Origin of the sequence: Streptomyces sp. NPDC004609, assembly GCF_042873655.1 — a bacterium.
Taxonomy (GTDB): Bacteria; Actinomycetota; Actinomycetes; order Streptomycetales; family Streptomycetaceae; genus Streptomyces.
Genome location: NZ_JBIALS010000003.1, coordinates 44,200 through 67,273 on the forward strand (window position 1 = coordinate 44,200; position 23,074 = coordinate 67,273).

The following is a 23,074-nucleotide window of genomic DNA, read 5'->3' on the forward strand; positions in this document are numbered from 1 at the left end:
CTGTTGGCCATGTGGCGTACTCCGGCTGTTGGCCGTATGTTCAGCCCGTCGTTGCGGATGTGCCGCACGCTCTGCCGGAGCGCGCGCATCCCCACCCGTCCCCATGAGACGAAGGATCGGCCACCTTGCCTACGCATTGGCACAGAGCAGCCCAGATCGCCGCTGTCGCCTTATCCGTCCTCGCCGTCGGCCTGTCCGCTGCCCCGGCCCCCGCGCACGACCGGTCGTCGGAGCGGATCCACGAGGTGGATCCGAGCGGCGGCCCGGGCGACCGGATCGGGCTCGACGGCGGCTGCGCCGACGGCACCGCCGCCCCCGGCATCACAACCGCCGCCGCCGAGGGGGTGGCCCTCGCGTGCACCGCCGGAAGCGGCAAGGTACTCCCCAACGAGGTCTGGCCGGGCGGGGCGTCGGTCACCGAAGCCGACACCGCCAATCTCTTCGGCGGGAACCTCAGCGGCCTGTCCTTCGAGAGCACCGATGTGCTGTGGGCGGTGAACAACGGCCCCGCCAAGCTCTACCGGCTGGTGCCCGACGGCCCGCTCTGGAGCCCCGACAAGGGCGGCTGGTCCTCGGGCAAGGCCCTGCGGTACGCGACCGGCAGCGCGGAGCCCGACGCGGAAGGCGTGGTCGTCACCCCCGACGGCCTGTTCGTGTCCACCGAGGGCGACAACGGCCAGCTCGGCACCGGCACTCCGAAGATCCTCCGCTTCGACGCCTCCTCCACGGCATCCTCGCTGACGGCGACCGGGGAGTGGAATGTCTCCTCCGATCTGCCCTCCGTGCCCGCCAACAAGGGCCTTGAGGGCATCGTATGGATCCCGGACACCTTCCTGACCTCGCAGGGCTTCCGTGACGAGCGCACCGCCGCGCTCTACGACCCCGCCTCCTACCCCGGTCACGGCACCGGCCTGTTCTTCACCGGCCTGGAGACCAGCGGCACGATCTACGCCTACGCGCTCGACCTGAGCGGGGGCGGATTCACCCGCGTCGCTTCGTTCGACAGCGGTCTGCTGTCCGTGATGGCGATGGAGTGGGAGCCCGCCACCGGCCGCCTCTGGGCAGCCTGTGACAACCACTGCCAGGGCGGCATGACCACCCTCGGCATCAACGCCCAGGGGCAGTTCGCGGCCACTCACGCCTACGACCGGCCGATCGGCCTGCCCGACTACAACCACGAGGGCTTCGCCATCGCCCCCCAGGCAGCCTGTATCGGCGGCCAGAAGCCCGTCATCTGGGCCGACGACAAGAACAACGGCGGCCATGCCCTGCGCGCCGGCACGCTGGACTGCACCGGTCCGGTGACGTCCGGGGCCGGTTCCGGAGCCGGGGCGCGGTAGTCCAGCGCCTCGGCCGCACCGGGGCGGGACGGTGGCCGGGGGCCACGGGCTCAGGCAGTGCCGGGACCTGGGCCCGGGCCTCGACGGCCGGGGTGACCGGCCCAGCCGCACCCCGCCTCACGGGAGGGAACGCTCGCTCCCATCCCCTCCGGTACTCCCGAGCGCGGTCGGCCACGGCGCCCCATCGCACCAGAGCATCAGAGCACCACCGGATGGTCCGGTGTCACCGGATGGTCCGGGGTCTACGGCGGGCCGGAGCCGTGGAGCCAGAAGGCGCCGTAGACGGCCGCGATCGCCGCCGCGGCGGAGATCACCGCCCAGGCCGCCGCCGCCCTCGTTCGCGCGAGGGCGGCGGCGAGGGGAACGAGGAGCGGGAAGGCGGGCATCAGAAGCCGGGGCTTGGAGCCGAAGTAGCCGGAGGAACACAGGGCGAGGGCGACGACGATGCCGCCGTACACGAGCCAGGGCAGCGGCTGGCCCTGCCGTACGCACGCCCAGCAGAGCCTGAGCAACAGCAGGACGCCCACGAGGAGCGCGACGCCCGCGAACGGGGTGGGCCCGGTGATCAGTCCGCCGGTGAAGCGGGCGAAGGCGAGACCGCCGTCGAAGCCGTTTCCCCAGGCGCCCTGTACATCGAGGTAGCCGAGGAGGCTTCCGGTGCGCTGTCCCACCCACAGGATGTATCCGGCGGCGCCGAGCGGAGCCAGCGCGGCCCCCAGGAGGATGCGCTTCCTGGCGGCGGAGTGACCGGAGGCGCCGGGTTCGGCAAGCTCGCGCCAGGCCAGGGCGGCCGCGACCCACACCGCCGCCGTGACGGCGAGCCCCACGGGCCGGGTCAGCCCCGCGAGGGACGCCAGGAGTCCGGCGAGCGGCCAGTTCCGCCGTACCGTCGCCGCGTACAGCGCCCAGGCCGACAGCGCGACGAAGAGGGACTCGCTGTACGCCATCGACTGGACGATGCTCACCGGCAGCGCGGCCCACAGCGCGACGGTGAAGAGCGCCGTGCGGGACCCGTAGAAGTGCTCGACCAGCCGGAAGATGCCCCAGGCCGCCGCCATCGACGCGACCGCGCTGATCAGCAGTCCGGCGTCGGCGGGCCCGAGCGATGTGAGGGCCGTCACCGTCCGCTCCAGCCACGGCAGCAGCGGAAAGAAGGCCATGTCGGACAGCACCCGTCCGTCGGGCGCCGTCAGGGTGAAGTCGTAGCCGTGCTCGACGACCCGTACGTACCAGAGGGAGTCCCAGCGCATCGAGAGCAGCTCGCGCGCGCTCCTGTCGGAGGCGTACGCCCACCCGGCCAGTACGGCCAGGCACAGGGCCCGGATCCCGGCGAAGACCGCGAGAGGCAGCAGTACCGGCCTCACCGCATCCGGGGCGCGGCCCGGCCCGATCGTCATCCGTACGCTCATCACCACAGGTCCCCGGTCCGACCCGCACCTTATCGCGGCGTCACGGACGGCGGCCGGGCGGCTGTGGCCCACCCTCCGGCCCGGGACCCGGAACCGGACGGCCTACCGGCCGGACGCCCCGCCCGGCGGAGGGGACCTCAGCGCCCGCACGGCGGCCACGGCCATGGGGGAGAAGCCGCCGACGATGAGCGTGGCGAAGACCAGGGCGATCCAGCGGAACGGGTCGTCGCTGCCGAGAGCCATGACGACCAGCACCACCTCTCCCGCCACCACGAGCACATACCCGAGCAGCAACACCACCAGTGTGAACCGCACGCCCGCATCCCCCGTCGGTCAGTCCCCCGTACGCCCCGTCGACCCCACCCATGCTACGGGCCCCGGCGCGGCCCAACTACGGCCTGCCTGCTGGCGGTTGAGGACCCGCCGGGATCGGGAACGGGGTCTCCGCGGCGGCCGATTGCCCCCACACGCCCAAGCCCGGCGGCTGCGGCCCCGGTGGGGGACGGATCTGGTTTCAGAAGGCGCGGCGGGTGCCATGCAGGATCCTCGCCATGACGCTCCGCTGGACCTGATGCGTACCCCCGTAGATGGGGGTTTACGGCAGGGACGCCACCGCATCCGCTATCAGAGAACGTGCCGTCGCTCCCCTCGCGGCCTCCTGTGAGAGCCTCTCAAAGGCTCGGGAGTACAACTCGACCTGGCTGGGCTGTATGAGCGTGGAAGCAGCATCCAACGTGTCCGCGTGCACCCTGGCGTCATCGAAGATCGTGAAGGTCGGTATGGGCCACATGCTCCGTTGTGCCGAGAACGGGACGACGCCCACGGCGACATTCTGAAGGTCCATGACCCCGAGCAAGTGACCAAGCTGTGCCGCCATGGTTTCAGCGCTGCACAGCCGGTACCGCAACACCGACTCCTCCAGCACGAATGAGAACCGGCGGGCACCATTTCTCAGCACCGCGTTGCGCCTCATCCGGGCCGCCACCGCATCGCTCACGTCATCCGGGGTTCCCCGGAAATCTGCGATGGACGTCAGCAGGTCAGCCGCGTATCCGGGGGTCTGGAGGAATCCGGGAATCACGTCGGAGACGTAGACGCGGAACATCTTGGTCTGCCGGTACAGATCCCCAGTGGATTCTTGCAGGCGCCGGAGACCGCTCCGCTGGAGTCGCCTCCACTGCACATGAGCATCGGCGGACTGTCGGTTTGCCGCGATCAAGTCGGGGGCCTGGCCGTCAGCGGCACAGGCTCGGCACCACGCTCGGATGTCCGTGTCGGAGGGAGGCGTCTTTGCGTTCTCGATCCGGGATGACTTCGACTCTGACCAACCGCACCTCACGGCCAGCTCCCGCCCGCTGATCCCCACATCCTTCCGGATCTCGCCCTGATCCTGCACACGAACCTGTACGAGAAGCTGTGCGACCGTCTGGGGCGGTTCGTGCACCACTGGCCCGAGCGTCCCAGCGCCGAGCACCACGACGAGCACGCGCTCACTCGCACGGTGGCCGTCATCGAACAAGCCGGACACACCGTGGACGGTGAGTTGTGGACGGGCCCGACCAATGCCCGGGTCTCCGTGGCGGCCAATTGCTCCCACACGCCCAAGCCCGGCGGCTGCGGCCCGATCAATCCGGGCAAGTGCGCTTCGCACTGCTCGGGAGGGGACTGTAGCTAAGGGCTGTCCCGCAACGCCCGCCGGGGATTGCGGGACAGCCCTTAGGCTGGCCGCCGGCAGAGGGAAGGTGGAAGCGTGGACGCTGAGCAGGCCCGACATGTTGGCGCCGTGCTGAGGCGGTTGGGCATCTCCGGAGTAGTTGCACCAGAGGACCCGGAGAACACGGCGGGAGGATGGCGTGTGTACGACAAGGCCGACCCCGCCTCACGACGGGACGTGACCGCTGACGCGCTGGCATGTGTGGCCGCCACGTTCCCGGAGGAGAAACCGGGTTCAGGACCGACGCGGGGATTCATCGTCCCGCCCAAAGGCGAGTGACCGCCATGCCGACGCAAGGCGCGGATGATCCCGCAGAGGCGTCAGAGGTCGTCTGAGTCACGGACGGCGACAGCCCCCGGCATGATGCCGGAGGCTGTGTCGCTTGCGCTGGTCAGCAGGCGTTCCATGTCGCTGGATCCCCAGGATTCCCCCAGCGTGACGACCGGAAACGGCCTGATCGGGCCGCGGCGGGCGGGAGCCGGGAGAGTCCCTTCGGGCCCTCAGAACCACCTCTGACGCGCAATCACCCCGCTAGGGCGTGTATCGAAAGTAGCGCCGTCCGCCCGGAGGGCGGGGCCTGCGGCGTCCGGTGCGTGCAATCGCAAGGCGGAGGGTCGCCCTCGTACTGGACGTACTTGGGCGATTCCGACAACGCAGCGAGTGTGCGTGCTGGGCGTCGCAGGCCAGGCGGGACTTTCGATACACGCCCTAGGGAAGGTTCCTCGCCATCACGATCCGCTGCACCTGGTTCGTGCCTTCGTAGATCTGGGTGATCTTGGCGTCGCGCATCATGCGCTCCAGCGGGTAGTCGCGGGTGTAGCCGTAGCCGCCGAGGAGCTGGACCGCGTCCGTGGTGACCTCCATCGCGACGTCGGAGGCGAAGCACTTGGCGGCGGCGCCGAAGAACGTGAGGGTCTTCTCCTCGCCCCCGGCGCTGACACGCTCGGACTTGGCCGCGGCGGAGTAGGTGAGCTGGCGGGCGGCCTCCAGCTTCATGGCCATATCGGCGAGCATGAACTGGACACCCTGGAAGTCGCCGATCGGCTTGCCGAACTGCTTGCGCTCCTGGACGTACCCCTTGGCGTAGTCGAGCGCGCCCTGGGCGATGCCGAGAGCCTGGGCCGCGATGGTGATACGGGTGTGGTCGAGGGTCTTCATCGCGGTGGCGAAGCCGGTGCCCTCCGCGCCGATCATGCGGTCGGCGGGGATACGGACGTTGTCGAGGTAGACCTCGCGGGTCGGGGAGCCCTTGATGCCGAGCTTCCTCTCCGGGGCGCCGAAGGAGACGCCCACGTCGCCCTTCTCGACGACGAACGCGCTGATGCCCTTCGACCGCTTCTCCGGGTCGGTGACGGCCATGACCGTGTAGTACTCGGAGACGCCGGCGTTGGTGATCCAGCGCTTCACGCCGTTGAGGACGTACGTGTCGCCCTCCCGTACCGCCCGGGTCTTCATGCCCGCCGCGTCGGAGCCCGCTTCCGGCTCGGAGAGACAGTACGAGAACATCGCGTCGCCCTTGGCCAGCGGGGCGAGGTACCTGCGCTTCAGCTCCTCGGACCCGGAGAGGATCACCGGGAGAGAGCCGAGCTTGTTGACGGCGGGGATCAGGGAGGAGGAGGCGCAGACCCGCGCGACCTCCTCGATCACGATGACCGTCGCGAGGGCGTCGGCGCCCGCGCCGCCGTACGCGTCGGGTACGTGGACCGCGTGGAGGTCGTTGGCCACCAGGGCGTCCAGGGCCTCCTGCGGAAAGCGCGCCTCCTCGTCCACCTCCGCCGCGAACGGCGCGATCTTGGCCTCGGCGAGCGAGCGGACGGCGTCCCGGAGCATGTCGTGCTCATCGGACGGGCGATACAGGTCGAAGTCAGCCGATCCGGCCACTGTCTCTCACTCCCCAGTGCACTCATTACCGTTAAGTAACCAATTTTAGAGGCCAGGCGGCACACGGGCATACGTGAGCTGTGCGACAGCCCGGTGGCGGGCCTGCCTGCGGCCCGCGAGCACGCGGATATGCTCGGGACGCATCCGCCTGATCCCCCTTGGAGTACCCCATGGCCCTGAAGATCACCGTGATCGGCACCGGCTACCTCGGTGCCACCCACGCCGCGGCCATGGCGGAGCTGGGCTTCGAGGTCCTCGGGCTCGACATCGTGCCCGAGAAGGTCAAGATGCTGTCGGCGGGCCGGGTCCCCATGTACGAGCCGGGGCTGGAGGAACTGCTCGCCCGACATGTCGCCGGGATCGAGGGATCCAGCGGGCGGCTGCGGTTCACGACCTCCTGGGACGAGGTCGCGGACTTCGGCGATGTGCACTTCGTCTGCGTGAACACCCCGCAGAAGCACGGCGAGTACGCCTGCGACATGAGCCACGTCGAAGCGGCCTTCTCCTCGCTCGCACCCCGGCTGAAGCGGTCGGCCCTGGTCGTCGGCAAGTCCACCGTCCCGGTCGGCAGCGCGGCCCGGCTGGCTCAGCTGCTGCGTGAGCAGGCGCCCGGCGATGTGGAGCTGGCGTGGAACCCCGAGTTCCTGCGGGAGGGCTTCGCCGTGGGGGACACCCTGCACCCGGACCGGATCGTCGCCGGAGTCGAGAGCGAGCGCGCGGAGAAGCTCCTGCGGGAGGTGTACGCGGCCCCCATCGCCCAGGGGTCGCCCTTCGTGGTCACGGACTTCCCCACCGCCGAGCTGGTCAAGACCTCCGCGAACTCCTTCCTCGCGACCAAGATCTCCTTCATCAACGCCATGGCCGAGGTGTGCGAGGCCGCGGACGGCGATGTGGTGAAGCTGGCGGAGGCCATCGGCTACGACGAGCGCATCGGCGCCAAGTTCCTGCGGGCCGGGATCGGCTTCGGCGGTGGCTGTCTGCCGAAGGACATCCGCGCCTTCATGGCGCGGGCCGGGGAGCTGGGCGCGGACCAGGCGCTGACCTTCCTCCGCGAGGTCGACTCCATCAATATGCGGCGGCGCGGTCATATGGTCGAGCTGGCGCGGGAGGCGGTCGGGGGCGAGACGTTCCTCGGGAAGCGGGTCGGGGTGCTGGGCGCGACGTTCAAGCCGGACTCGGACGACGTACGCGACTCGCCCGCGCTGAACGTCGCCGGGCAGATCCATCTCCAGGGCGGTCAGGTCACCGTCTACGACCCCAAGGGCATGACCAACGCGCGCGGGCTCTTCCCCACGCTCGGTTACGCGGACTCGGCGCTGGAGGCCGTCCGGGGCGCGGACGTGGTGCTCCACCTCACCGAGTGGCGCGAGTTCCGGGAGCTGGACCCGCAGGCGCTGGGCGCGGTGGTGTCGAGCCGGATCGTCCTCGACGGGCGCAATGCGCTGGACGGGGCGGTGTGGCGTGAGGCGGGGTGGGTGTACCGGGCGATGGGGCGGCCCTCCGCGTAGGGGTTCGGTCGGGGGGTACGGGTGGGCGTCGCGCCTGCGGGGCGCGGGTCCTTGTCGGGGGCGCTGCCCCCGATCCCCCGCGCCTCAATCGCCGGCGGGGCTTGTTTTTGCTGCCCGTCCCCGTCAGGGGTTCCGCACCCGAGGCGCGGGTCCGTCCTCAAGCGCCGGACGGGCTTGATTATGCCGCCCCTTCCCGCCAGGGATCCGGACCCGAGGCGCGGGTCCGTCGTCAAACGCCGGACGGGCTTGATTGGGCGGGCTCATGGGTCGGGGTGGTGTCAGGTGGCTTGGCGGGCGCGGTAGGTGCGCATTTTGGCGCGGGCGCCGCAGACCGACATCGAGCACCAGCGGCGGCGGGAGGCGGGGCTGCGGTCGTAGTAGGCCCATTGGCAGGTCTCGGCCTCGCACGCCTTGAGGCGCGACCAGGTGCCGTCCGCGGCGGCCGAGGCGATCGCGGCGGCGACACGGGACAGCAGGGTGCCGGGCGACGCGGGCACCAGCGCGGTGGTGCCGTCGTCGGCGACGGTGATCAGGAGCGGGGCGCCGGCGAGGAGGCGGCCGAGGGCGGCGGGTGAGGGGCCGCCCCGCATCCGGTGGCCCGCGTGGGCGAGGCAGGCCGCGCGCAGGGCCTCCCGGAGCTCCCGCGCGGCCGGGACGTCCCGGCCGGTGAGACCGAACGCGGCCCGGCCGGCGGGCGTGTCGAGACGGTCCGCGCCGCTCTCCATGTCCAGCGTGTTCACCAGGGCCTCGACCAGCGCGAGACCGCCGGGTGCGGACTCCCTCTCACTCATGGTTGCGACGTTACCCCCGATGCGACAGCATGCAGTAACGGTTACCGGTTGAAGCCGTATAGCGGTAACGCCCGTGACCGCCGCATCCGCCTTTCCGACCAGGAGGAATCATGGCCATCGCCACTCTGGGAACCGTCGTCCTGGACTGTCCCGACCCGGCCGCGCTCGGCCGCTTCTACGCACAGGTACTCGGCGGCGAGCTGGAGTCCGACGGCGACTCCTGGGTGGTGCTGAAGGGCGCGCCGGGCACCGCGCTGGCCTTCCAGGCCGCGCCCGGGCACGTACCGCCGAAGTGGCCCGCTCCGGACGACTCCCAGCAGGTCCATCTGGATCTGACGGTCGAGGACATGGACGCGGCCGAGAAGGAGGTCCTGGCGCTGGGCGCGACCCCGCTGGACGTATCCGACCGGACCCGCCCGTTCCGGGTGTACGCGGACCCGGCAGGGCACCCCTTCTGCCTCTGCGCCTGCTGAGCCCCGGCGGGGATCAACCCGGGGCCGCTGAGCCCGAGGCCGGGCTCCGCCGGTCCGGGCTCCGCTCGGTGCAGGCCGGAGAACGCAGCGGGGTGCACGGCCGGTCCGGCCCGTACACCCCGTAAGACCGCGGAACCCGGAGCGACCGGGCGGCCCCGGCGCCCCCTCAACGACCCCGCTCAGCCGTCCAGTTCGCCGATCGTCGCGTTCGACGGGCCCCGGCGCGCCTGCTCGTGGCGCGCCACCGACTCCGCGTCCCGCAGCACCCGTACCGCGTTCCGCCAGGTCAGCTTGGCGAGGTCGGGCTCGGACCAACCGCGCCGCAGCAGTTCCGCGACCAGGTTGGGGTAGCCCCCCACATCGTCGAGACCGGCCGGGGTGAACGCGGTGCCGTCGTAGTCGCCGCCGATGCCGATGTGGTCGACGCCCGCGACCTCGCGCATATGGTCGAGGTGGTCGGCGACCGTGGCGGGTGTGGCGATCGGGCGCGGGTCCACCTCCTCGAAGGCCGCGTGCAGCTTCATCGCCTCGGGCGTGGTGTCCAGATGGTCGAAGCCGTGGGCCCGCAGATTCTCGTCGGCGCGCTTCGTCCAGTCGACGGCCGCCTGGAGCACGAACTTCGGCACGAAGGTCACCATCGCCACACCGCCGTTCGCGGGCAGCCGCTCCAGTACGTCGTCGGGGATGTTGCGCGGGTGGTCGCAGACCGCGCGGGCCGAGGAGTGGGAGAAGATCACCGGCGCGGCGGAGGTGTCCAGCGCGTCCCGCATGGTCGTGGCCGCCACATGGGAGAGGTCGACGAGCATGCCCGCACGGTTCATCTCCCGCACCACCTCGCGGCCGAAGGCCGACAGTCCGCCCGCGGACGGCTTGTCGGTCGCGGAGTCCGCCCAGGCGACGTTGTCGTTGTGGGTGAGCGTCAGATAGCGCACGCCCAGGATGTGGAGGGCCCGGAGCGTGGCGAGGGAGTTGTTGATGGAGTGGCCGCCCTCGGCTCCCATCAGCGAGGCGATACGGCCCTGTTCCCTCGCCCGCTCCATGTCGTCGGCGCTCAGGGCGCGCGCCAGATCTCCGGGGTAGCGCTCCAGCAGCGCGCGTACGGCGTCGATCTGCTCCAGGGTCGCGCTCACGGCCTCGTCGCCGCTGAGCCGGCTGGGCACGTACACCGACCAGAACTGCGCGCCGACGCCGCCGGAGCGCAGCCGGGGGATGTCGGTGTGGAGGCGGCCGGTCAGATCACGGGAGATGTCGAGGCGGTCGAGGTCGTAGCGGACGTTCTCCCTCAGGGCCCAGGGGAGGTCGTTGTGGCCGTCGACGACGGGGTGGGCGGCGAGGACTTGGCGCGCCCGCCGGAGCAGGTCGGACGCGGACGCAGACGCGGAGGCGGCTCCCGGTGCCGGCCCGGACAAGGAATCGGGGCCGGGGTCGGAGCGGGACACTGTGTCGTGGTGCGGATCCGGAGGCGGGGACGTCTCTTCGTACTCAGGAGTAGGTTCCATGCGCCATTACTTCCCGAAGCCGAAGGAACCCGCACCCGCGACCTTGCCGCGGAGCCGCTTGCCCTTCTCGGTGGCCTGGTCGTTCAGCTCCTGCTGGAACTCGCGCATCCGGGCCAGCACCTCGGGGTCCCGGGTCGCGATGATGCGCGCGGCCAGCAGCCCGGCGTTGCGCGCCCCGCCCACGGAGACGGTGGCGACGGGCACCCCCGCGGGCATCTGGACGATCGACAGCAGGGAGTCCATGCCGTCGAGGTACTTCAGCGGCACGGGGACACCGATGACCGGCAGCGGGGTCACGGAGGCGAGCATGCCGGGGAGATGGGCCGCTCCCCCGGCCCCCGCGATGATCGCCTTCAGCCCGCGGGAGTCGGCGTTCTCCCCGTACGCGATCATCTCGCGCGGCATCCGGTGCGCGGAGACGACATCGACCTCGTAGCGGATGTCGAACTCGTCGAGGGCCTGGGTCGCCGCCTCCATGACCGGCCAGTCGGAGTCGGAGCCCATCACGATGCCGACAAGGGGGGATGTGCTGCTCATTCGGTGATCGTTCCTCTGAGGTAGTCGGCTGCGTGGCGGGCGCGCTCGCGGACGTCCGCGAGGTCGTCCCCATAGGTGTTGACATGGCCCACCTTGCGGCCCGGCTTCACGTCCTTGCCGTACATATGGATCTTGAGCTGCGGATCCCGTGCCATGCAGTGCAGATACGCGCCGTACATGTCGGGGTAGTCGCCGCCCAGCACATTGCACATCACCGTCCACGGGGCACGCGGGCGGGGGTCGCCGAGCGGGAGGTCCAGCACGGCCCGTACGTGGTTCGCGAACTGCGACGTGACGGCGCCGTCCTGGGTCCAGTGCCCGGAGTTGTGCGGGCGCATGGCGAGTTCGTTGACCAGGACGCGGCCGTCGGCGGTCTCGAACAGCTCCACCGCGAGATGGCCGACGACGCCCAGCTCGGCGGCGATCCTCAGCGCGAGCTGCTGGGCCCGGACCGCCAGTTGCGCGTCCAGGCCGGGCGCGGGCGCGATCACGGTGTCGCAGACGCCGTCGACCTGCTGCGACTCGACCACGGGATAGGCGACGGCCTGGCCGTGCGGGGAACGGACGATGTTCGCCGCCAGTTCGCGGGTGAAGTCGACCTTCTCCTCGGCGAGGACGGGCACCCCGGCGCGGAACGGGTCGGCCGCCTCCGCCTCCGTACGGACGACCCAGACGCCCTTGCCGTCGTAACCGCCGCGCACCGTCTTGAGAACGACGGGGAAGCCCCCGGTCTCCCGCGCGAAGGCGGACACGTCGGCCGGGTCGGCGACGATGCGATTGCGCGGGCACGGCACGCCCAGCTCCCGCAGGCGCGCGCGCATCACGCCCTTGTCCTGGGCGTGCACCAGGGCGCCGGGCCCCGGGCGGACGGGAACGCCGTCCGCCTCCAGGGCGCGCAGATGCTCGATCGGGACATGCTCGTGATCGAAAGTGATCACATCGCAACCCTGCGCGAACTCACGCAGCGTGTCCAGGTCGCGGTAGTCGCCGACGACGACATCGCTGACCACCTGGGCCGCGGAATCCTGCGGGGTATCGCTGAGGAGCTTGAAACGGATGCCGAGGGGGATGCCCGCCTCGTGGGTCATACGGGCGAGCTGTCCGCCGCCGACCATGCCGACTACCGGGAACGTCACTCTCCTAGAGTATCCGGCGCCGGCGCCGCCCCCGGGCGGCGTGGCGCCACGCCGCCCCGGAGCCGTACGCTCCGTGACCTCTGCCGTCGATGTCCCCCAGGCGAGTGCGGTGACCGCTGGATAGCATGACCGGGATGGAGCTGTCGAGCAGATGGGACTGAACCCTCACTATGAGTGAACGAGGCGGGGCATTGCGCGGGCAGTTCAAGCAACTCATGCGCGAAGTCGCCAAGTTCGGGGCGGTCGGGGGCGCGGGGGTCTTCGTCAATCTCGCGGTCTTCAACCTGGTGCGCGCCACCACCGAGATCCCCGTGGTCCGGGCCTCCCTCGTGGCCAATGCCGTCGCCATCGTCTTCAACTACCTGGGGTATCGGTACTTCACCTACCGTGACCGCGACAAGAGCGGACGCACGCGGGAACTCACGCTGTTCCTGCTGTTCAGCATGGTCGGCCTGGTGATCGAGAACGGCATTCTGTACGCGGCGACGTACGGGTTCGGCTGGGACAGCACGCTCCAGAGCAACTTCTTCAAGTTCTTCGGGATCGGCGTCGCGACGCTGTTCCGCTTCTGGTCGTACCGCACATGGGTCTTCCAGGCGCTGCCCGCGCCGGAGACGGTACGGACGGCGGAGTCGTTCCGCGGGCCGGGCGAGCGGGAGCACCACCAGGGCGGGGAGCAGAACCGGGGCGGGGAGCCGGGCCGGGGCGGAGGCCGTCAGCCGCGCCAAGGCCGGGACGCGGACCGGGACCGTGTCGAGGTGGACCGGGTGGGACCGCGCCGCTGACCGGTCGCGGTCCGACTATCTGACCGGCGGCGGCTGGTCCTTGCGCTTACGGGCCACCCGGCTCAGGAACAGGGCGAACACGGGCGGATGCTGCTGGAGCAGTTCCAGCCGCCCGCCGTCCGCCTCCGCGAGGTCACGGGCCACCGCCAGCCCGATTCCGGTGGAGTTGCGGCCGCTGATGGTCCGCTCGAAGATCCGCGCGCCGAGGTCCGCCGGGACGCCGGGTCCCTCGTCGGTCACCTCGATAACCGCCTGGTTGCCGGTGACACGGGTACGGATGGCGACCGTGCCGCCGCCGTGCATCAGGGAGTTCTCGATCAGCGCGGCGAGCACCTGCGCGACGGCGCCCGGGGTGCCGACCGCCCGCATCCCCTGCCGTCCCGAGCGGACGACCGCGCGGCCGGCGCTGCGGTAGGCGGGGCGCCACTCCTCGATCTGCTGCTTCACGACCTCGTCGAGATCGAAGACGATCGCGGAGCCGGTGCGGGGGTCCCGGGAGTTGGTGAGCAGCCGCTCCACCACATCCGTGAGCCGCTCCACCTGGGTCAGCGCGACGCTGGCCTCCTCCTTGACCGTCTGCGGGTCGTCGGTCGCCGAGATCTCCTCCAGGCGCATGGAGAGGGCGGTCAGGGGCGTACGGAGCTGGTGCGAGGCGTCCGCGGCGAGCCGGCGCTCGGCGGTGAGCATCCGCGCGATCCGCTCGGCGCTGGCGTCGAGCACATCGGCGACCCGGTCCAGTTCGGGGACCCCGTACCGCCTGTGGCGGGGACGGGGGTCGCCGGAGCCGAGGCGTTCGGCGGTCTCGGCGAGGTCGGTGAGAGGCGATCCGAGGCGGTTGGCCTGGCGGACGGCGAGGACGACGGCGGCGACGATCGCGAGCAGGGCGACCCCGCCGATGATCAGGAGGCTTCTGCCGACCTCGTCGGTGATGACGGAGCGGGACTCCTCGACGGTGACCACCGCGCCCTCCTCGCCCCGGGCCTCCCCCTTGGTCACGCCTCCGCGCGGCTTCCTGCCGACCTCGACGGGCGGCTGCCCGGGAATCACGATCCGCGCGTACTTCCTGATGCCGGTCTCCTGCGCCAGGATGTCCGGGCTGATCGGCTCGCCGTCGATCATCTTCCTGTCCACGATGCTGGCGAGATGCACGGCCTCGGACTCGACGGACTGCTCGGCGCTGCTGGAGATGGTGCGGGTCTCGACGATGACCAGGGAGACGCCGAAGACGGCGATCACGACGAGGACGACGGCGAGCGTGGAGTTGATGAGTCGTCGACGCAAGGTGCCCTCCGGGCGGGGGGGGTGGGGACGCGCTGAGCTTATGCGCTCCCACGACCACCCGTCCCCCGCCCGCCCCACCACCGGCCAACGCCCACCCCAAGAACCCCGCCCACCCCCGGGCAACGGGTCACCTTGACAGCCCGTCCGGCGCTTGAGGACGAACCTCACCCCCGGGAAACGGACACCTTCACAGCCCGTCCGGCGCTTGAGGACAAAACCCCACGACCGGGAAAGGGTCACTATTACAGCCCGTCCGGCGTTTGAGGACGGACCTCACGACCGGGCAACGGTCACCACAGGGGAAACCCGCCGCACAGGAAGCCCGCACCCCACCCCGTAACCACCCCTAGCTCTTCTCGAAGCGGAACCCAACCCCCCGCACCGTCGCGATGTACCGCGGATTCGCCGCGTCGTCGCCAAGCTTCTTGCGGAGCCAGGAGATGTGCATGTCGAGGGTCTTGGTGGAGGACCACCACGTCGTGTCCCAGACCTCGCGCATCAGCTGGTCGCGGGTGACGACCCGGCCCGCGTCGCGGACCAGGACCCGCAGGAGGTCGAACTCCTTGGCGGTGAGCTGGAGCTCCTCCTCGCCCATCCACGCGCGGTGGGACTCGACGTCGATCCGGACGCCGTGGGTCGCGGGCGCGGGAGCCGGCTCCGTCGCCCCGCGCCGCAGCAGCGCGCGGACGCGGGCCAGCAGCTCCGCGAGACGGAAGGGCTTGGTGACGTAGTCGTCCGCCCCGGCGTCGAGCCCCACCACGGTGTCGACCTCGTCGGCCCGGGCGGTCAGCACCAGGATCGGCACGGTGTGACCGTCCGCGCGCAGGCGCCGGGCCACCTCCAGACCGTCCATTCCGGGCAGCCCGAGATCCAGGACCACCAGGTCGACGCCGCCGGCGAGCCCGGCGTCCAGTGCTGCGGGACCGTCCTCGCGCACCTCGACCTCGTAGCCCTCCCGCCGCAGTGCGCGGGCCAGCGGCTCCGAGATGGATGCGTCGTCCTCGGCGAGCAGTACACGGGTCATGGGGTGATGGTAGTCCGCAGGAGGTACGCACTGGTGCGTGATGCACAACCCCTGCGGGTTCCCGGTGCGATCAGGGATACGGCCTTCGAATCAAGGTTCTCGTTCCACAAAAACCTGTGATTCATGTCTCATATCCTTTCTTCTCCCGATGTGTTGTGTCGTATGGTGGCCAGTACGCCTGTAGCACTACACGGAGACCTTTGGCCTGCCGGCAGCAGCCCAAGGGTCTCCCTTTGTGTGTGGGGCCGGATCCGGCCCCGACGACAGTGAATGACCTGTGGACCGGGCCCCGAGCGCAGTGATGCGCGAGGGGCGTGGATCCCGGTGCGGACACGTCCCCCACTCCCGGCCCCACGCCGGAGTGAGCCCTCAGGCGTGGGGCGGGGCGCGCTCCCACCGGTGCCGGTCACCCCCCACCGGGCGCGTAACCGCTCATCAGGCGGCGCGTCCCGAACGCAAGGAACGACCATGGCGTCAAGCCTGACGAAGGACCCGGCCGGCCTCGCCGCCGAGAAGACCTTCCTCGGCCACCCCCGCGGCCTGGCCAATCTGTTCATGACCGAGATGTGGGAGCGCTACAGCTTCTACGGGATGCGGGCTCTGCTCGTGCTCTACCTGGCCACCAACGTGGCCGACGGTGGTCTCGGCATGAAGGACGCGACCGCGGTCGCGATCTACTCCGTCTACAACGCCATGGTGTACCTGCTCGCCCTGCCCGGCGGCTGGCTCGGCGACCGTGTCTGGGGCGCGCGCAAGGCGACGGCCGTCGCCGGTGTCGTGATCATGGCCGGGCACTTCATGCTCGCGGTGCCCGCGGAGCTCTCGTTCTTCATCGGCCTCGCGTTCATCGCGGCCGGTTCCGGTGTGCTGAAGGCCAACATCTCCACGATGGTCGGCCACCTCTACCCGGACAAGAACGACCCCCGCAGGGACGGTGGCTTCACGATCTTCTACATGGGCATCAACCTCGGTGCCTTCGTGGCGCCGCTGACCATCGGCTGGGTCGGCCAGACGGTCAGCTGGCACCTCGGCTTCGCGATGGCCGGTGTGGGCATGGCGATCGGTCTCCTCTTCTTCTTCCTGGGCTTCCGCCACCTCAGCGAGGAGTCCAGCCGGGTCCCCGACCCGCTGCCGGCCGCCGCGCGCTCGGCGATCGTGAGGAAGGCGCTCGTCTGGCTGGCCGTGGCCGCGGGAGCGTACGCGTTCGTGGGTCTTTCCGGGGCGTTCAGCATCGACTGGGTGCTGTGGCCGCTGACGATCCTCGGGCTGGTGCTGCCCGCCTGGTACCTGATCCGGATCAAGCGGGACAAGGACCTGTCGCAGGTCGAGCAGTCCCGGATGTCGGGCTACATCTGGTTCTTCGTCGCCGCGGCCGTGTTCTGGGCGATCTACGACCAGACCGGATCGACGCTGGCGCTCTTCGCGAAGAACGACACCCAGTCGGCGCTCTTCGGCTTCGGCTTCCCCGAGAGCTGGTTCCAGTCCCTGAACCCGCTGTTCGTGATGGCGCTCGCGCCCCTCTTCGCCTGGATGTGGGTCGCGCTGTTCCGGCGCGGCAAGGAGCCGAGCACCCTCTCGAAGTTCGCCTCCGCGCTGGTGCTGATCGGCGGCTCGTTCGGCGTGATGATGATCGCGCAGGGCATGGCCTCGGGCGACACCAAGGTCTCCCCGATGTGGCTGGTCTCGGTCTACTTCATCCAGACCGTCGGCGAGCTGTGCCTGTCCCCCGTCGGTCTGTCGCTGACGACGAAGCTGGCGCCGCAGAAGTACGCCTCGCAGATGATGGGCGTCTGGTTCCTCGCCGTCACGGCGGGTGACTCGGTCATCGCACTGCTCCAGCTGATCGGCGCGCCGACGGACACCCAGGCGTGGTTCGCCAGCCAGGGTGTGGTCGCCGCGCTCGCGGGAGTCGCGATCTTCGCCTGGCGGCGGAAGGTGAAGCCGCTGATGGGCGGCGTGCACTGATCTCCTGACGCGCGCCCGGGTGTCCCCGGCCGGACCGGACTCGGCCGGCCGGGGACACCTGCGGGCACGCGGGGTACGGGGAGGTACGCGAGGCACCCGGGCGCGGTACGTGTGCGGGCCACGCCGCGTCTACGGGAAGCCGGGCCCAGGGCGCCCGCACCGTGTCCGCGGAACGGGACACCCCCCACCGTGTACGCGGCACACCGCCGGGCCCACGGGTCGCGGGGGCGCACGGCGCGCACCGGGAACGCCGCGGGCCGGAGGCGTACGTACGCGCAGCCGCCCGTCAGCGGCTGCCGCGCAGCCTGCCCCACGGCGTGAACGTGAAGACCGCGCCGCCCAGCAGGATCACGGTCCCGGCGACCAGCGCCAGGGCCCGCAGCGCGCCGCCGTCCTCGGCGCCGGTGGCCGCGAGACCGCCGTCGGTTCCCGAACCGCCCGCGCTGCCCCCGGCCTCACCGGAGCCACCCGCTCCCCCTGAGTCCGAACCGCCGCCGTCCGAACCGCCGCTCGCGCCACCGTCCTGCTTCTGGGTGTCCAGCTCCAGCGAGACGCCCGCCGTGCCCTTCACCTCACAGGGGATGACGATCTTCTGCCCGCCGAGATCGACATCGATGGTCAGCTTGCCGGGGCTGAGCGTGGACTTGCCGGTCGCGCCCGGCTTGTACGTCCCCTTCAGCTCCCCGATACCGACGGGTTTGCCCGCCCCGATGGCATCCTTGTTCGGCTGCCCGAGCACCTCGACGGAGCCCTTGTCCGCGCCGCCGAGCACCAGCTTCATGGACCCCTTCATCGCTCCCGCGGGAAGCGGGGCCGGGCTGTTCATGACGGAGTCCCCGGTCTTGACGGTGAGGTCGTAGGAGCCACCGTTCTTCTTGGCGTTGACGGTGATCGGCGCCTTGATGCCGGCCGGGCCGGGCGAGGTGCAACTGTAGGTGGTCTGCACGGTCTTGCCGGGGAAGTCGGTCGGGCCGCCGCTGGAGCCGCCGCTCGTGGTCGTACCGCCGGCGCCGGTCGTGTTGCCCCCCGTGGTGGTGCTGTTCCCGCCCGTGGTCGAGTTGCCGCCGGTCGTGCTCGATCCGCCCTGGGTCACCTTGATCGTCACCGCCGCCGGCACGGCCTCCTTCGGCGAGCACTTGGTGTCCGTCGAGAGCGGCTTGGAGACGTTGATCGTGTACGTGTCCGGCGTCAGCGTGATCTCGCCCGCCTTCTCCAGCTTCAGCTTGCCCTTCATATCGGGCAGGATCATCGGGCTGTTCTTCGGGATGGCCGGGTTCTGCCGGGGGCCCTCCACATTCAGCGTGCCGGTCGCGGCACCGCCGATCTTGACGGTCCCGCTGGGTTTGACGGTGTCCTTGTCCAGATCGAGGACGTCCGGGTTCTTGGACGCGGCCTGCACGGTCTTCCAGACGACCTCGATCTCGTCGCCCACCTTGGCCTCCGCGGGTGCCGTGATCAGCGCCTTGGTAGTCCCCTGCACGGGTGGCAGACCGGATATCGACGGTGGAATGCACTCCGTCGCGTACGAGACCTCGGCGGCCTGGGCGGGGCTCGCGGCCAGCAGGATTCCCGCGCCGCCGAGCATCAGCGCGACTCCGGCCGCGCTCATCCTCCGTTGCGTGCTCACGAATGTCCCTTCGTCGTGGGTCGGTTCTCTGACGGTGCGGAGTCAGGGGTGAACCACGGCAGAGCCGCCGTGGTGGTCGTGCTCGCCGGAGGGGGCGCCGTCGTGGCGCTCTCTCCCTCCGGGCCCGCGGGCCGGCCGGACGAGCGGCCCAGCAGGGCGGGCAGCTTCACGGTGACGTCGGGGAAGGCGGGCCGGGTGCGGTGGCGGCCCGCCCCTCGGGTGCGCTGTCCCCGGGCACCCCGCCCTTGGGCACCCTGTCCCCGGGCGCGCTCTCCCCGGGCGCGCTCTCCCCGGTCCGGGCGGACCCGGTCGACCACCGCCATGCCGATACGGAAGAGGGCGGCGGGCACGACGATCGCCAGCAGCACCCAGAAGATCGTGACGCCCCACGGCCGGCCAACGCCCCACGGCTGCGCCACGATCAGCTTGTCGCCGTACGTCACCGAGACCTCGTAGTCGCCGTGGGCCCCGGCCGCCAGCTCGACGGGCAGTTTCACCAGCGCCTTGCGGCCCGGCTCGATCGTGCCGCGCCACTGCTGCTCCTCCCACTGCGGCGCGTACACGCCGTGCGAGGTGCCGAGCCGGAAGACCGGGTCCTTGACCGGGGTGGTGCCGAGGTTGCCGACGGTGAAGACGATGTGCCGGGAGGGCGGTGCGCCGAAGAAGACGAGTACGCCGGAGTCCCCTTCGAGGCGGGTCGTGGCCAGCACGGCGAGCTTTCCGCCGCCCGTCGGCCGGGGCAGCGGCGCGGTGGGGTGCCCGGCGACGGTGAACGGCGCGTCCACGGCGGCCTGTTCCCCCATCACGGTCGCGGCGTGCACCACACAGGGGCACGGCTTGGGCGGTTCGGCGACCGGCAGCTTCTTGCTGAAGGAGCCCTGGGCGTCGGTGGTGACGGCCCGTCCGTCGGCGTTGGCGCAGCTGTCGGTCCCGCCGATCATGTTCTGCCCGCAGATGAGCAGGATGAGCAGGGTGTCCGGCCGCCAGCCGCTGCCGCTGACGGTGATCTCACCGCCCTTGCCCGCCTGCGGCTGGGAGAGTCTGATCCCGGGCCCGGGCTCGGCCGCGGCGGCCGGCGCGGCCAGGGCCGGGACGACGAGCAGCAAGGACAGCAGTACCAGCAGCAGTACGGGTGTCCTGCGCGCACCGGTCTCGTACATCGTCATGCTCCTGACCTCGCCACATGCTGTTCGCTGCCGGACTGTTCAGGGGTGTCGGGGGAAGAGGGCGGGGAGACGGAGGGGCCGGGCCGGCGGCGGCGCATGAGACGCAGGGCCGTGGCCGCGGCGGCGAGCCCGGCCGCGAGAGCCGCCCACGGCCAGGGGACGAACGCCGCCGAGGCACTCCCCCGGGCCCGGGTGTCGTCGCCCGCCGTCGCGGCCACCTCGATGTCGACCGAGTCCAGCAGCGGCGGGTCCGCCCACCTCTCGGTGAGGGTGACGCGCTGGGCGGGGAGCAGTTCGGGCGGGAGCGCGCGGGGGGTGCGGCGCAGGACTTCGCCGAAGAGACCGTCGGCGGTGATCGTGACCCGGGGCCTCAGGGCCGTATTGCCGCGGTTGACCAGGGAGTAGCGGATCACACCGTCCCCGTGGGAGACGTCCTCGACGGTGAGCGCGGCGAGAGTGGGTCCGGAGACCCGGAGGTGGATACGGACGGCCGCTTCCCGGGGACGCGCGGAAGGGCGGGAGGCGCTGCCACCGGACGCGGGCTCCGACGCACCGTCACGGGAGGCGCTCCCGCCGGAGGAGCCGCCGGGGGCCGCCGCTCGCCCGGACGGGCCGTCACCGGGCTGCCCGGGGCCGGGGACCCAGGCCGTCACCGCCGCCGGATGGTCGCCGGGGACCGCCCCGGCGGGAATGGTCAGGGAGAAGGGGACCTCGGCGCGGGTGCGGGGCGGGACGGTCAGGGAGGTCACGGCGGGGGTGATCCAGGTGCCCGCGCCCGTCGACTCGCCGGGGCCGCGCACCGCGAGCGCGCCCGTCCCGGTGTTGTACGCGTCGGCCGGGCGGAGCCGTACGGTCAGCGGCCGGCTCCCCGGGTTGCTCACCGAGAGCCGGTCCTCCAGCACGGTTCCGGGCACTCCCTCCGCGTAGATGTACGGGCGTTCCCCGCCGGGTGCGGGCTCCACCGTCCATGCCGGGCTCTCCGCGCCGAGGGCGGGCGAGGGCATCCCGAGCACGCACAGCGGCAGCGCGGCGAGGGTCGCGAGGAGGCGTGCCGGCACGGTCAGCCCGCGGTGCGCCGGGCGCCGCGCCTGGTCAGCCAGAGCACTCCGGCCGTCCCGGTCAGCAGTACCGTGCCGCCGAGCGTGCCGAGCGCGACGGCGGAGTCCAGCGGGCCGGTCTTGGGGAGTTCGGCGCCGCCGCTCGACGAGCCACCGCTGGAACCTCCGCCGGAATCACCGGACGAACCGCCCGACGAACCGCCTGACGAACCGCCGGAGCCGGAGCCGCCCGAGCCTCCGGAGCCGCCCGAGCCCGTGACGTCCAGTTCGAGCGACGGCTTCGGGTTGTTGGACGGCGTGCAGGTCGTCGTCGTGCCGAGTGCCTTGATGGTCAGCACGCCGGCCGTGAAGGTCACCTTTCCGCTCTTCGACGGGGTGTACGTGCCCGACAGATCACTGATCCTGATGGGCGCGTTGGCCGGGATCTCCTCCGTGTTCGCCGGTCCGGTGACCGGGACCGAACCCGACTCCGCACCGCCCAGCTTGATCTTCGCGCTGGGGGTCATCGAGTTCTTGCCCAGCGCCACCGGGCTGGAGGACACGCCCTTCTGGAAGGACATCGTCAGCTTGTAGCCGCTGCCGCTCTTGACCGCCTTGATGTCGATCGGCGAGACCGCGCTCTTGGGACCGATCGGGGTCACACACTGGTAGTTGACGTCCACGACGGTGGCTTGCGCGGCCGGGGCGGCGATCAGCACCACCGGGCCCGCCACCGCTGCCGCAAGCGCGAGACCTGTCCGTTTCTGGTACCTCACCTCGAAGTTCCCCTCATGCCGGAATCCATTGCTGCGCCCGAGCGACCCACCGCCCATTTACTGACGGCACATCAGATCGGGCGCTCAAGGTACGCCGGGGACCCCGGGGAGGGAAGACAAAGAGCACGCCTTATTGACGTGCTCTACAAGAGATGCCGATGGTTGCGCGGACGGTCACAGGACGGCCCGCGCCTCCTCACGAAGGTGCGGCGAGTTCCGCCCATACGGTCTTGCCGGGCGCGCCCGGGACCCGTACGACACCCCAGTCCAGACACAGCCGCTGCACGATAAACATGCCGTGCCCGCCGGGGCGCCCGGCCCGGTGCGGGGTGCGCGGCGCGGGCTGCCCGGTGCCGCGGTCGGTGACCTCCAGGCGCAGCACCTTGCCGTCGCAGCCGACCTTCAGCTCCTCGGGGCCCTCGGCGTGCAGACAGGCGTTGGTGACCAGTTCGGAGACGACCAGCAGGACGTCCTCGGCGGCGGCCCTGCGGTCGGCCGTGGCGGCGGGCAGCCAGCCCCAGTCGTACAGCGCCTGACGGGTGAAGTCGCGGGCGAGCGGGACGATGCCGCTCGCGCTCGCCAGGCCGAGCCGCCGCACGGGGCCGAGGGAGGCCGGGACGGGACCGTGTCCGTCCGCCGGTGCGGGGCCGGGGGCCGCGGCATCGGGCGCGGGAGCCGGCGGGGCGGGCTCCCGGGGGGCCGGATCCGCCGGCGCGGGAGCACTCAGGGGCGAGTCGGCCGGGGCCGGGCCGCGCAGGGCCTGATCGGCCGGGGCGGGGCTGTGCGACGCAGGCGCCTGCGCGGCAGCGGAGGAACCGCCGCCCGTGGCGCCGTTCGGCTCGGGACCGAGGTCGCCCGACTGCGGCCGGGTGGTGCTCATCAGCGCTTCACCTCACCGAATCACCAGTTCGCCTGTTTTCTGTCTGCACGCCCACCGGCTCGCCACTGCTCCGACGCCCCGTTGAGGCCCCCGCTCGGGTTCCGGCTTGAGTTCCCGGCTTCCACATGTCTGTACCACTGCTCCGGTTCCCGTACTCAGAGTGCCCGACGACCGGCGTTCGGCGCGGGACCTGTGGGAGTTCTCCTGCCCGGCGGATCAGTGACAACACTCACCTTCGCCAACAA

Annotated in this window: 20 protein-coding genes; 5 read left to right on the forward strand and 15 right to left on the reverse strand. The window is 71.2% G+C overall.

What is annotated here, in order from left to right; genetic code table 11:
• Positions 1-125 precede the first annotated feature (125 nt).
• Positions 126-1,340, forward strand: coding sequence for an esterase-like activity of phytase family protein (locus ACFYT4_RS03535; protein ID WP_389264845.1), 1,215 nt, complete (start codon positions 126-128; stop codon positions 1,338-1,340).
• A gap of 242 nt (positions 1,341-1,582) precedes the next feature.
• Here the strand turns inward: ACFYT4_RS03535 and ACFYT4_RS03540 are convergent, their stop codons facing one another.
• The 4 genes from ACFYT4_RS03540 to ACFYT4_RS03555 form a co-directional block, all read right to left on the reverse strand.
• Positions 1,583-2,749: a glycosyltransferase family 39 protein gene (locus ACFYT4_RS03540; RefSeq protein ID WP_389264847.1), complete on the reverse strand. Its 1,167-nt coding sequence runs from the start codon at positions 2,747-2,749 to the stop codon at positions 1,583-1,585.
• A gap of 102 nt (positions 2,750-2,851) precedes the next feature.
• A complete protein-coding gene (locus ACFYT4_RS03545) occupies positions 2,852-3,064 on the reverse strand; it encodes a hypothetical protein (RefSeq protein WP_389264848.1) in 213 nt (70 codons plus the stop codon).
• A gap of 280 nt (positions 3,065-3,344) precedes the next feature.
• Positions 3,345-4,145, reverse strand: coding sequence for a helix-turn-helix domain-containing protein (locus tag ACFYT4_RS03550; RefSeq protein WP_389265275.1), 801 nt, complete (start codon positions 4,143-4,145; stop codon positions 3,345-3,347).
• Positions 4,146-5,171: 1,026 nt separating this feature from the next.
• Positions 5,172-6,344 (reverse strand): acyl-CoA dehydrogenase family protein, encoded by a 1,173-nt coding sequence (locus ACFYT4_RS03555; protein WP_389264849.1) that lies wholly within the window; start codon positions 6,342-6,344, stop codon positions 5,172-5,174.
• Between the two features lie 170 nt (positions 6,345-6,514).
• Here ACFYT4_RS03555 and ACFYT4_RS03560 point away from each other — a divergent pair, with 170 nt between their 5' ends.
• The gene (locus tag ACFYT4_RS03560; RefSeq protein ID WP_389264851.1) at positions 6,515-7,852 is read left to right on the forward strand and encodes a UDP-glucose dehydrogenase family protein; all 1,338 of its coding nucleotides are present in this window, start codon (positions 6,515-6,517) and stop codon (positions 7,850-7,852) included.
• Between the two features lie 278 nt (positions 7,853-8,130).
• On the opposite strand, the gene ACFYT4_RS03565 is transcribed toward ACFYT4_RS03560, so the two are convergent.
• Entirely contained in the window at positions 8,131-8,643 is a 513-nt protein-coding gene (locus tag ACFYT4_RS03565) for a CGNR zinc finger domain-containing protein (protein ID WP_389264852.1), read from the reverse strand.
• A 110-nt stretch (positions 8,644-8,753) separates the two neighbouring features.
• On the opposite strand from ACFYT4_RS03565, the gene ACFYT4_RS03570 reads away from it, so the two are divergent.
• Complete coding sequence (locus ACFYT4_RS03570; RefSeq protein ID WP_389264854.1) at positions 8,754-9,116, forward strand: VOC family protein; 363 nt, start codon at positions 8,754-8,756, stop codon at positions 9,114-9,116.
• Positions 9,117-9,295: 179 nt separating this feature from the next.
• Here ACFYT4_RS03570 and ACFYT4_RS03575 read toward each other — a convergent pair whose 3' ends face one another.
• The 3 genes from ACFYT4_RS03575 to ACFYT4_RS03585 are packed head-to-tail and all read right to left on the reverse strand — an operon-like array spanning position 9,296 to position 12,288.
• Complete coding sequence (locus ACFYT4_RS03575; protein WP_389264856.1) at positions 9,296-10,615, reverse strand: dipeptidase; 1,320 nt, start codon at positions 10,613-10,615, stop codon at positions 9,296-9,298.
• Between the two features lie 6 nt (positions 10,616-10,621).
• Complete coding sequence (gene purE / locus ACFYT4_RS03580; RefSeq protein WP_389264858.1) at positions 10,622-11,152, reverse strand: 5-(carboxyamino)imidazole ribonucleotide mutase; 531 nt, start codon at positions 11,150-11,152, stop codon at positions 10,622-10,624.
• Positions 11,149-12,288: a 5-(carboxyamino)imidazole ribonucleotide synthase gene (locus tag ACFYT4_RS03585; protein ID WP_389264860.1), complete on the reverse strand. Its 1,140-nt coding sequence runs from the start codon at positions 12,286-12,288 to the stop codon at positions 11,149-11,151. The genes purE and ACFYT4_RS03585 overlap by 4 nt, the downstream gene beginning before the upstream one ends.
• A 170-nt stretch (positions 12,289-12,458) precedes the next feature.
• Between ACFYT4_RS03585 and ACFYT4_RS03590 the strand changes: the two genes are divergently transcribed.
• Complete coding sequence (locus tag ACFYT4_RS03590; RefSeq protein WP_389264862.1) at positions 12,459-13,073, forward strand: GtrA family protein; 615 nt, start codon at positions 12,459-12,461, stop codon at positions 13,071-13,073.
• 15 nt (positions 13,074-13,088) lie between these two features.
• Here ACFYT4_RS03590 and ACFYT4_RS03595 read toward each other — a convergent pair whose 3' ends face one another.
• Together ACFYT4_RS03595 and ACFYT4_RS03600 are read right to left on the reverse strand one after the other, a co-directional pair.
• A complete protein-coding gene (locus tag ACFYT4_RS03595) occupies positions 13,089-14,354 on the reverse strand; it encodes an ATP-binding protein (RefSeq protein ID WP_389264864.1) in 1,266 nt (421 codons plus the stop codon).
• A gap of 346 nt (positions 14,355-14,700) precedes the next feature.
• Positions 14,701-15,378, reverse strand: a complete 678-nt coding sequence (locus ACFYT4_RS03600) for a response regulator transcription factor (RefSeq protein WP_389264866.1) — start codon at positions 15,376-15,378, stop codon at positions 14,701-14,703.
• Between the two features lie 468 nt (positions 15,379-15,846).
• Here ACFYT4_RS03600 and ACFYT4_RS03605 point away from each other — a divergent pair, with 468 nt between their 5' ends.
• Positions 15,847-17,343 carry a peptide MFS transporter gene (locus ACFYT4_RS03605; RefSeq protein WP_389264868.1) on the forward strand — a complete coding sequence of 499 codons (1,497 nt, stop codon included), beginning with the start codon at positions 15,847-15,849 and terminating at the stop codon, positions 17,341-17,343.
• A gap of 286 nt (positions 17,344-17,629) precedes the next feature.
• On the opposite strand, the gene ACFYT4_RS03610 is transcribed toward ACFYT4_RS03605, so the two are convergent.
• The 5 genes from ACFYT4_RS03610 to ACFYT4_RS03630 all read right to left on the reverse strand — a co-directional run bounded on the left by ACFYT4_RS03610 (position 17,630) and on the right by ACFYT4_RS03630 (position 22,829).
• Positions 17,630-18,952 (reverse strand): hypothetical protein, encoded by a 1,323-nt coding sequence (locus ACFYT4_RS03610; RefSeq protein ID WP_389265277.1) that lies wholly within the window; start codon positions 18,950-18,952, stop codon positions 17,630-17,632.
• Positions 18,953-18,966: 14 nt separating this feature from the next.
• Entirely contained in the window at positions 18,967-20,136 is a 1,170-nt protein-coding gene (locus ACFYT4_RS03615; protein ID WP_389264869.1) for a neocarzinostatin apoprotein domain-containing protein, read from the reverse strand.
• Positions 20,133-21,194, reverse strand: a complete 1,062-nt coding sequence (locus ACFYT4_RS03620) for a hypothetical protein (protein ID WP_389264871.1) — start codon at positions 21,192-21,194, stop codon at positions 20,133-20,135. Before ACFYT4_RS03620 ends, ACFYT4_RS03615 begins: the two co-directional genes overlap by 4 nt.
• A gap of 2 nt (positions 21,195-21,196) precedes the next feature.
• Positions 21,197-21,949 (reverse strand): peptidase, encoded by a 753-nt coding sequence (locus ACFYT4_RS03625; RefSeq protein WP_389264872.1) that lies wholly within the window; start codon positions 21,947-21,949, stop codon positions 21,197-21,199.
• 196 nt (positions 21,950-22,145) lie between these two features.
• Positions 22,146-22,829 (reverse strand): ATP-binding protein, encoded by a 684-nt coding sequence (locus tag ACFYT4_RS03630; protein WP_389264874.1) that lies wholly within the window; start codon positions 22,827-22,829, stop codon positions 22,146-22,148.
• Positions 22,830-23,074 lie beyond the last annotated feature (245 nt).

Bases quoted from the DNA above. Each gene is read 5' to 3' on its own strand.
- ACFYT4_RS03540 (WP_389264847.1), bottom strand. From the start codon at position 2,749: ATGAGCGTACGGATGACGATCGGGCCGGGCCGCGCCCCGGATGCGGTG.
- ACFYT4_RS03560 (WP_389264851.1), top strand. From the start codon at position 6,515: ATGGCCCTGAAGATCACCGTGATCGGCACCGGCTACCTCGGTGCCACC.
- ACFYT4_RS03565 (WP_389264852.1), bottom strand. From the start codon at position 8,643: ATGAGTGAGAGGGAGTCCGCACCCGGCGGTCTCGCGCTGGTCGAGGCC.
- ACFYT4_RS03570 (WP_389264854.1), top strand. From the start codon at position 8,754: ATGGCCATCGCCACTCTGGGAACCGTCGTCCTGGACTGTCCCGACCCG.
- ACFYT4_RS03575 (WP_389264856.1), bottom strand. From the start codon at position 10,615: ATGGAACCTACTCCTGAGTACGAAGAGACGTCCCCGCCTCCGGATCCG.
- purE (WP_389264858.1), bottom strand. From the start codon at position 11,152: ATGAGCAGCACATCCCCCCTTGTCGGCATCGTGATGGGCTCCGACTCC.
- ACFYT4_RS03590 (WP_389264862.1), top strand. From the start codon at position 12,459: ATGAGTGAACGAGGCGGGGCATTGCGCGGGCAGTTCAAGCAACTCATG.
- ACFYT4_RS03600 (WP_389264866.1), bottom strand. From the start codon at position 15,378: ATGACCCGTGTACTGCTCGCCGAGGACGACGCATCCATCTCGGAGCCG.
- ACFYT4_RS03605 (WP_389264868.1), top strand. From the start codon at position 15,847: ATGGCGTCAAGCCTGACGAAGGACCCGGCCGGCCTCGCCGCCGAGAAG.
- ACFYT4_RS03610 (WP_389265277.1), bottom strand. From the start codon at position 18,952: ATGAGCGCGGCCGGAGTCGCGCTGATGCTCGGCGGCGCGGGAATCCTG.
- ACFYT4_RS03615 (WP_389264869.1), bottom strand. From the start codon at position 20,136: ATGACGATGTACGAGACCGGTGCGCGCAGGACACCCGTACTGCTGCTG.
- ACFYT4_RS03630 (WP_389264874.1), bottom strand. From the start codon at position 22,829: ATGAGCACCACCCGGCCGCAGTCGGGCGACCTCGGTCCCGAGCCGAAC.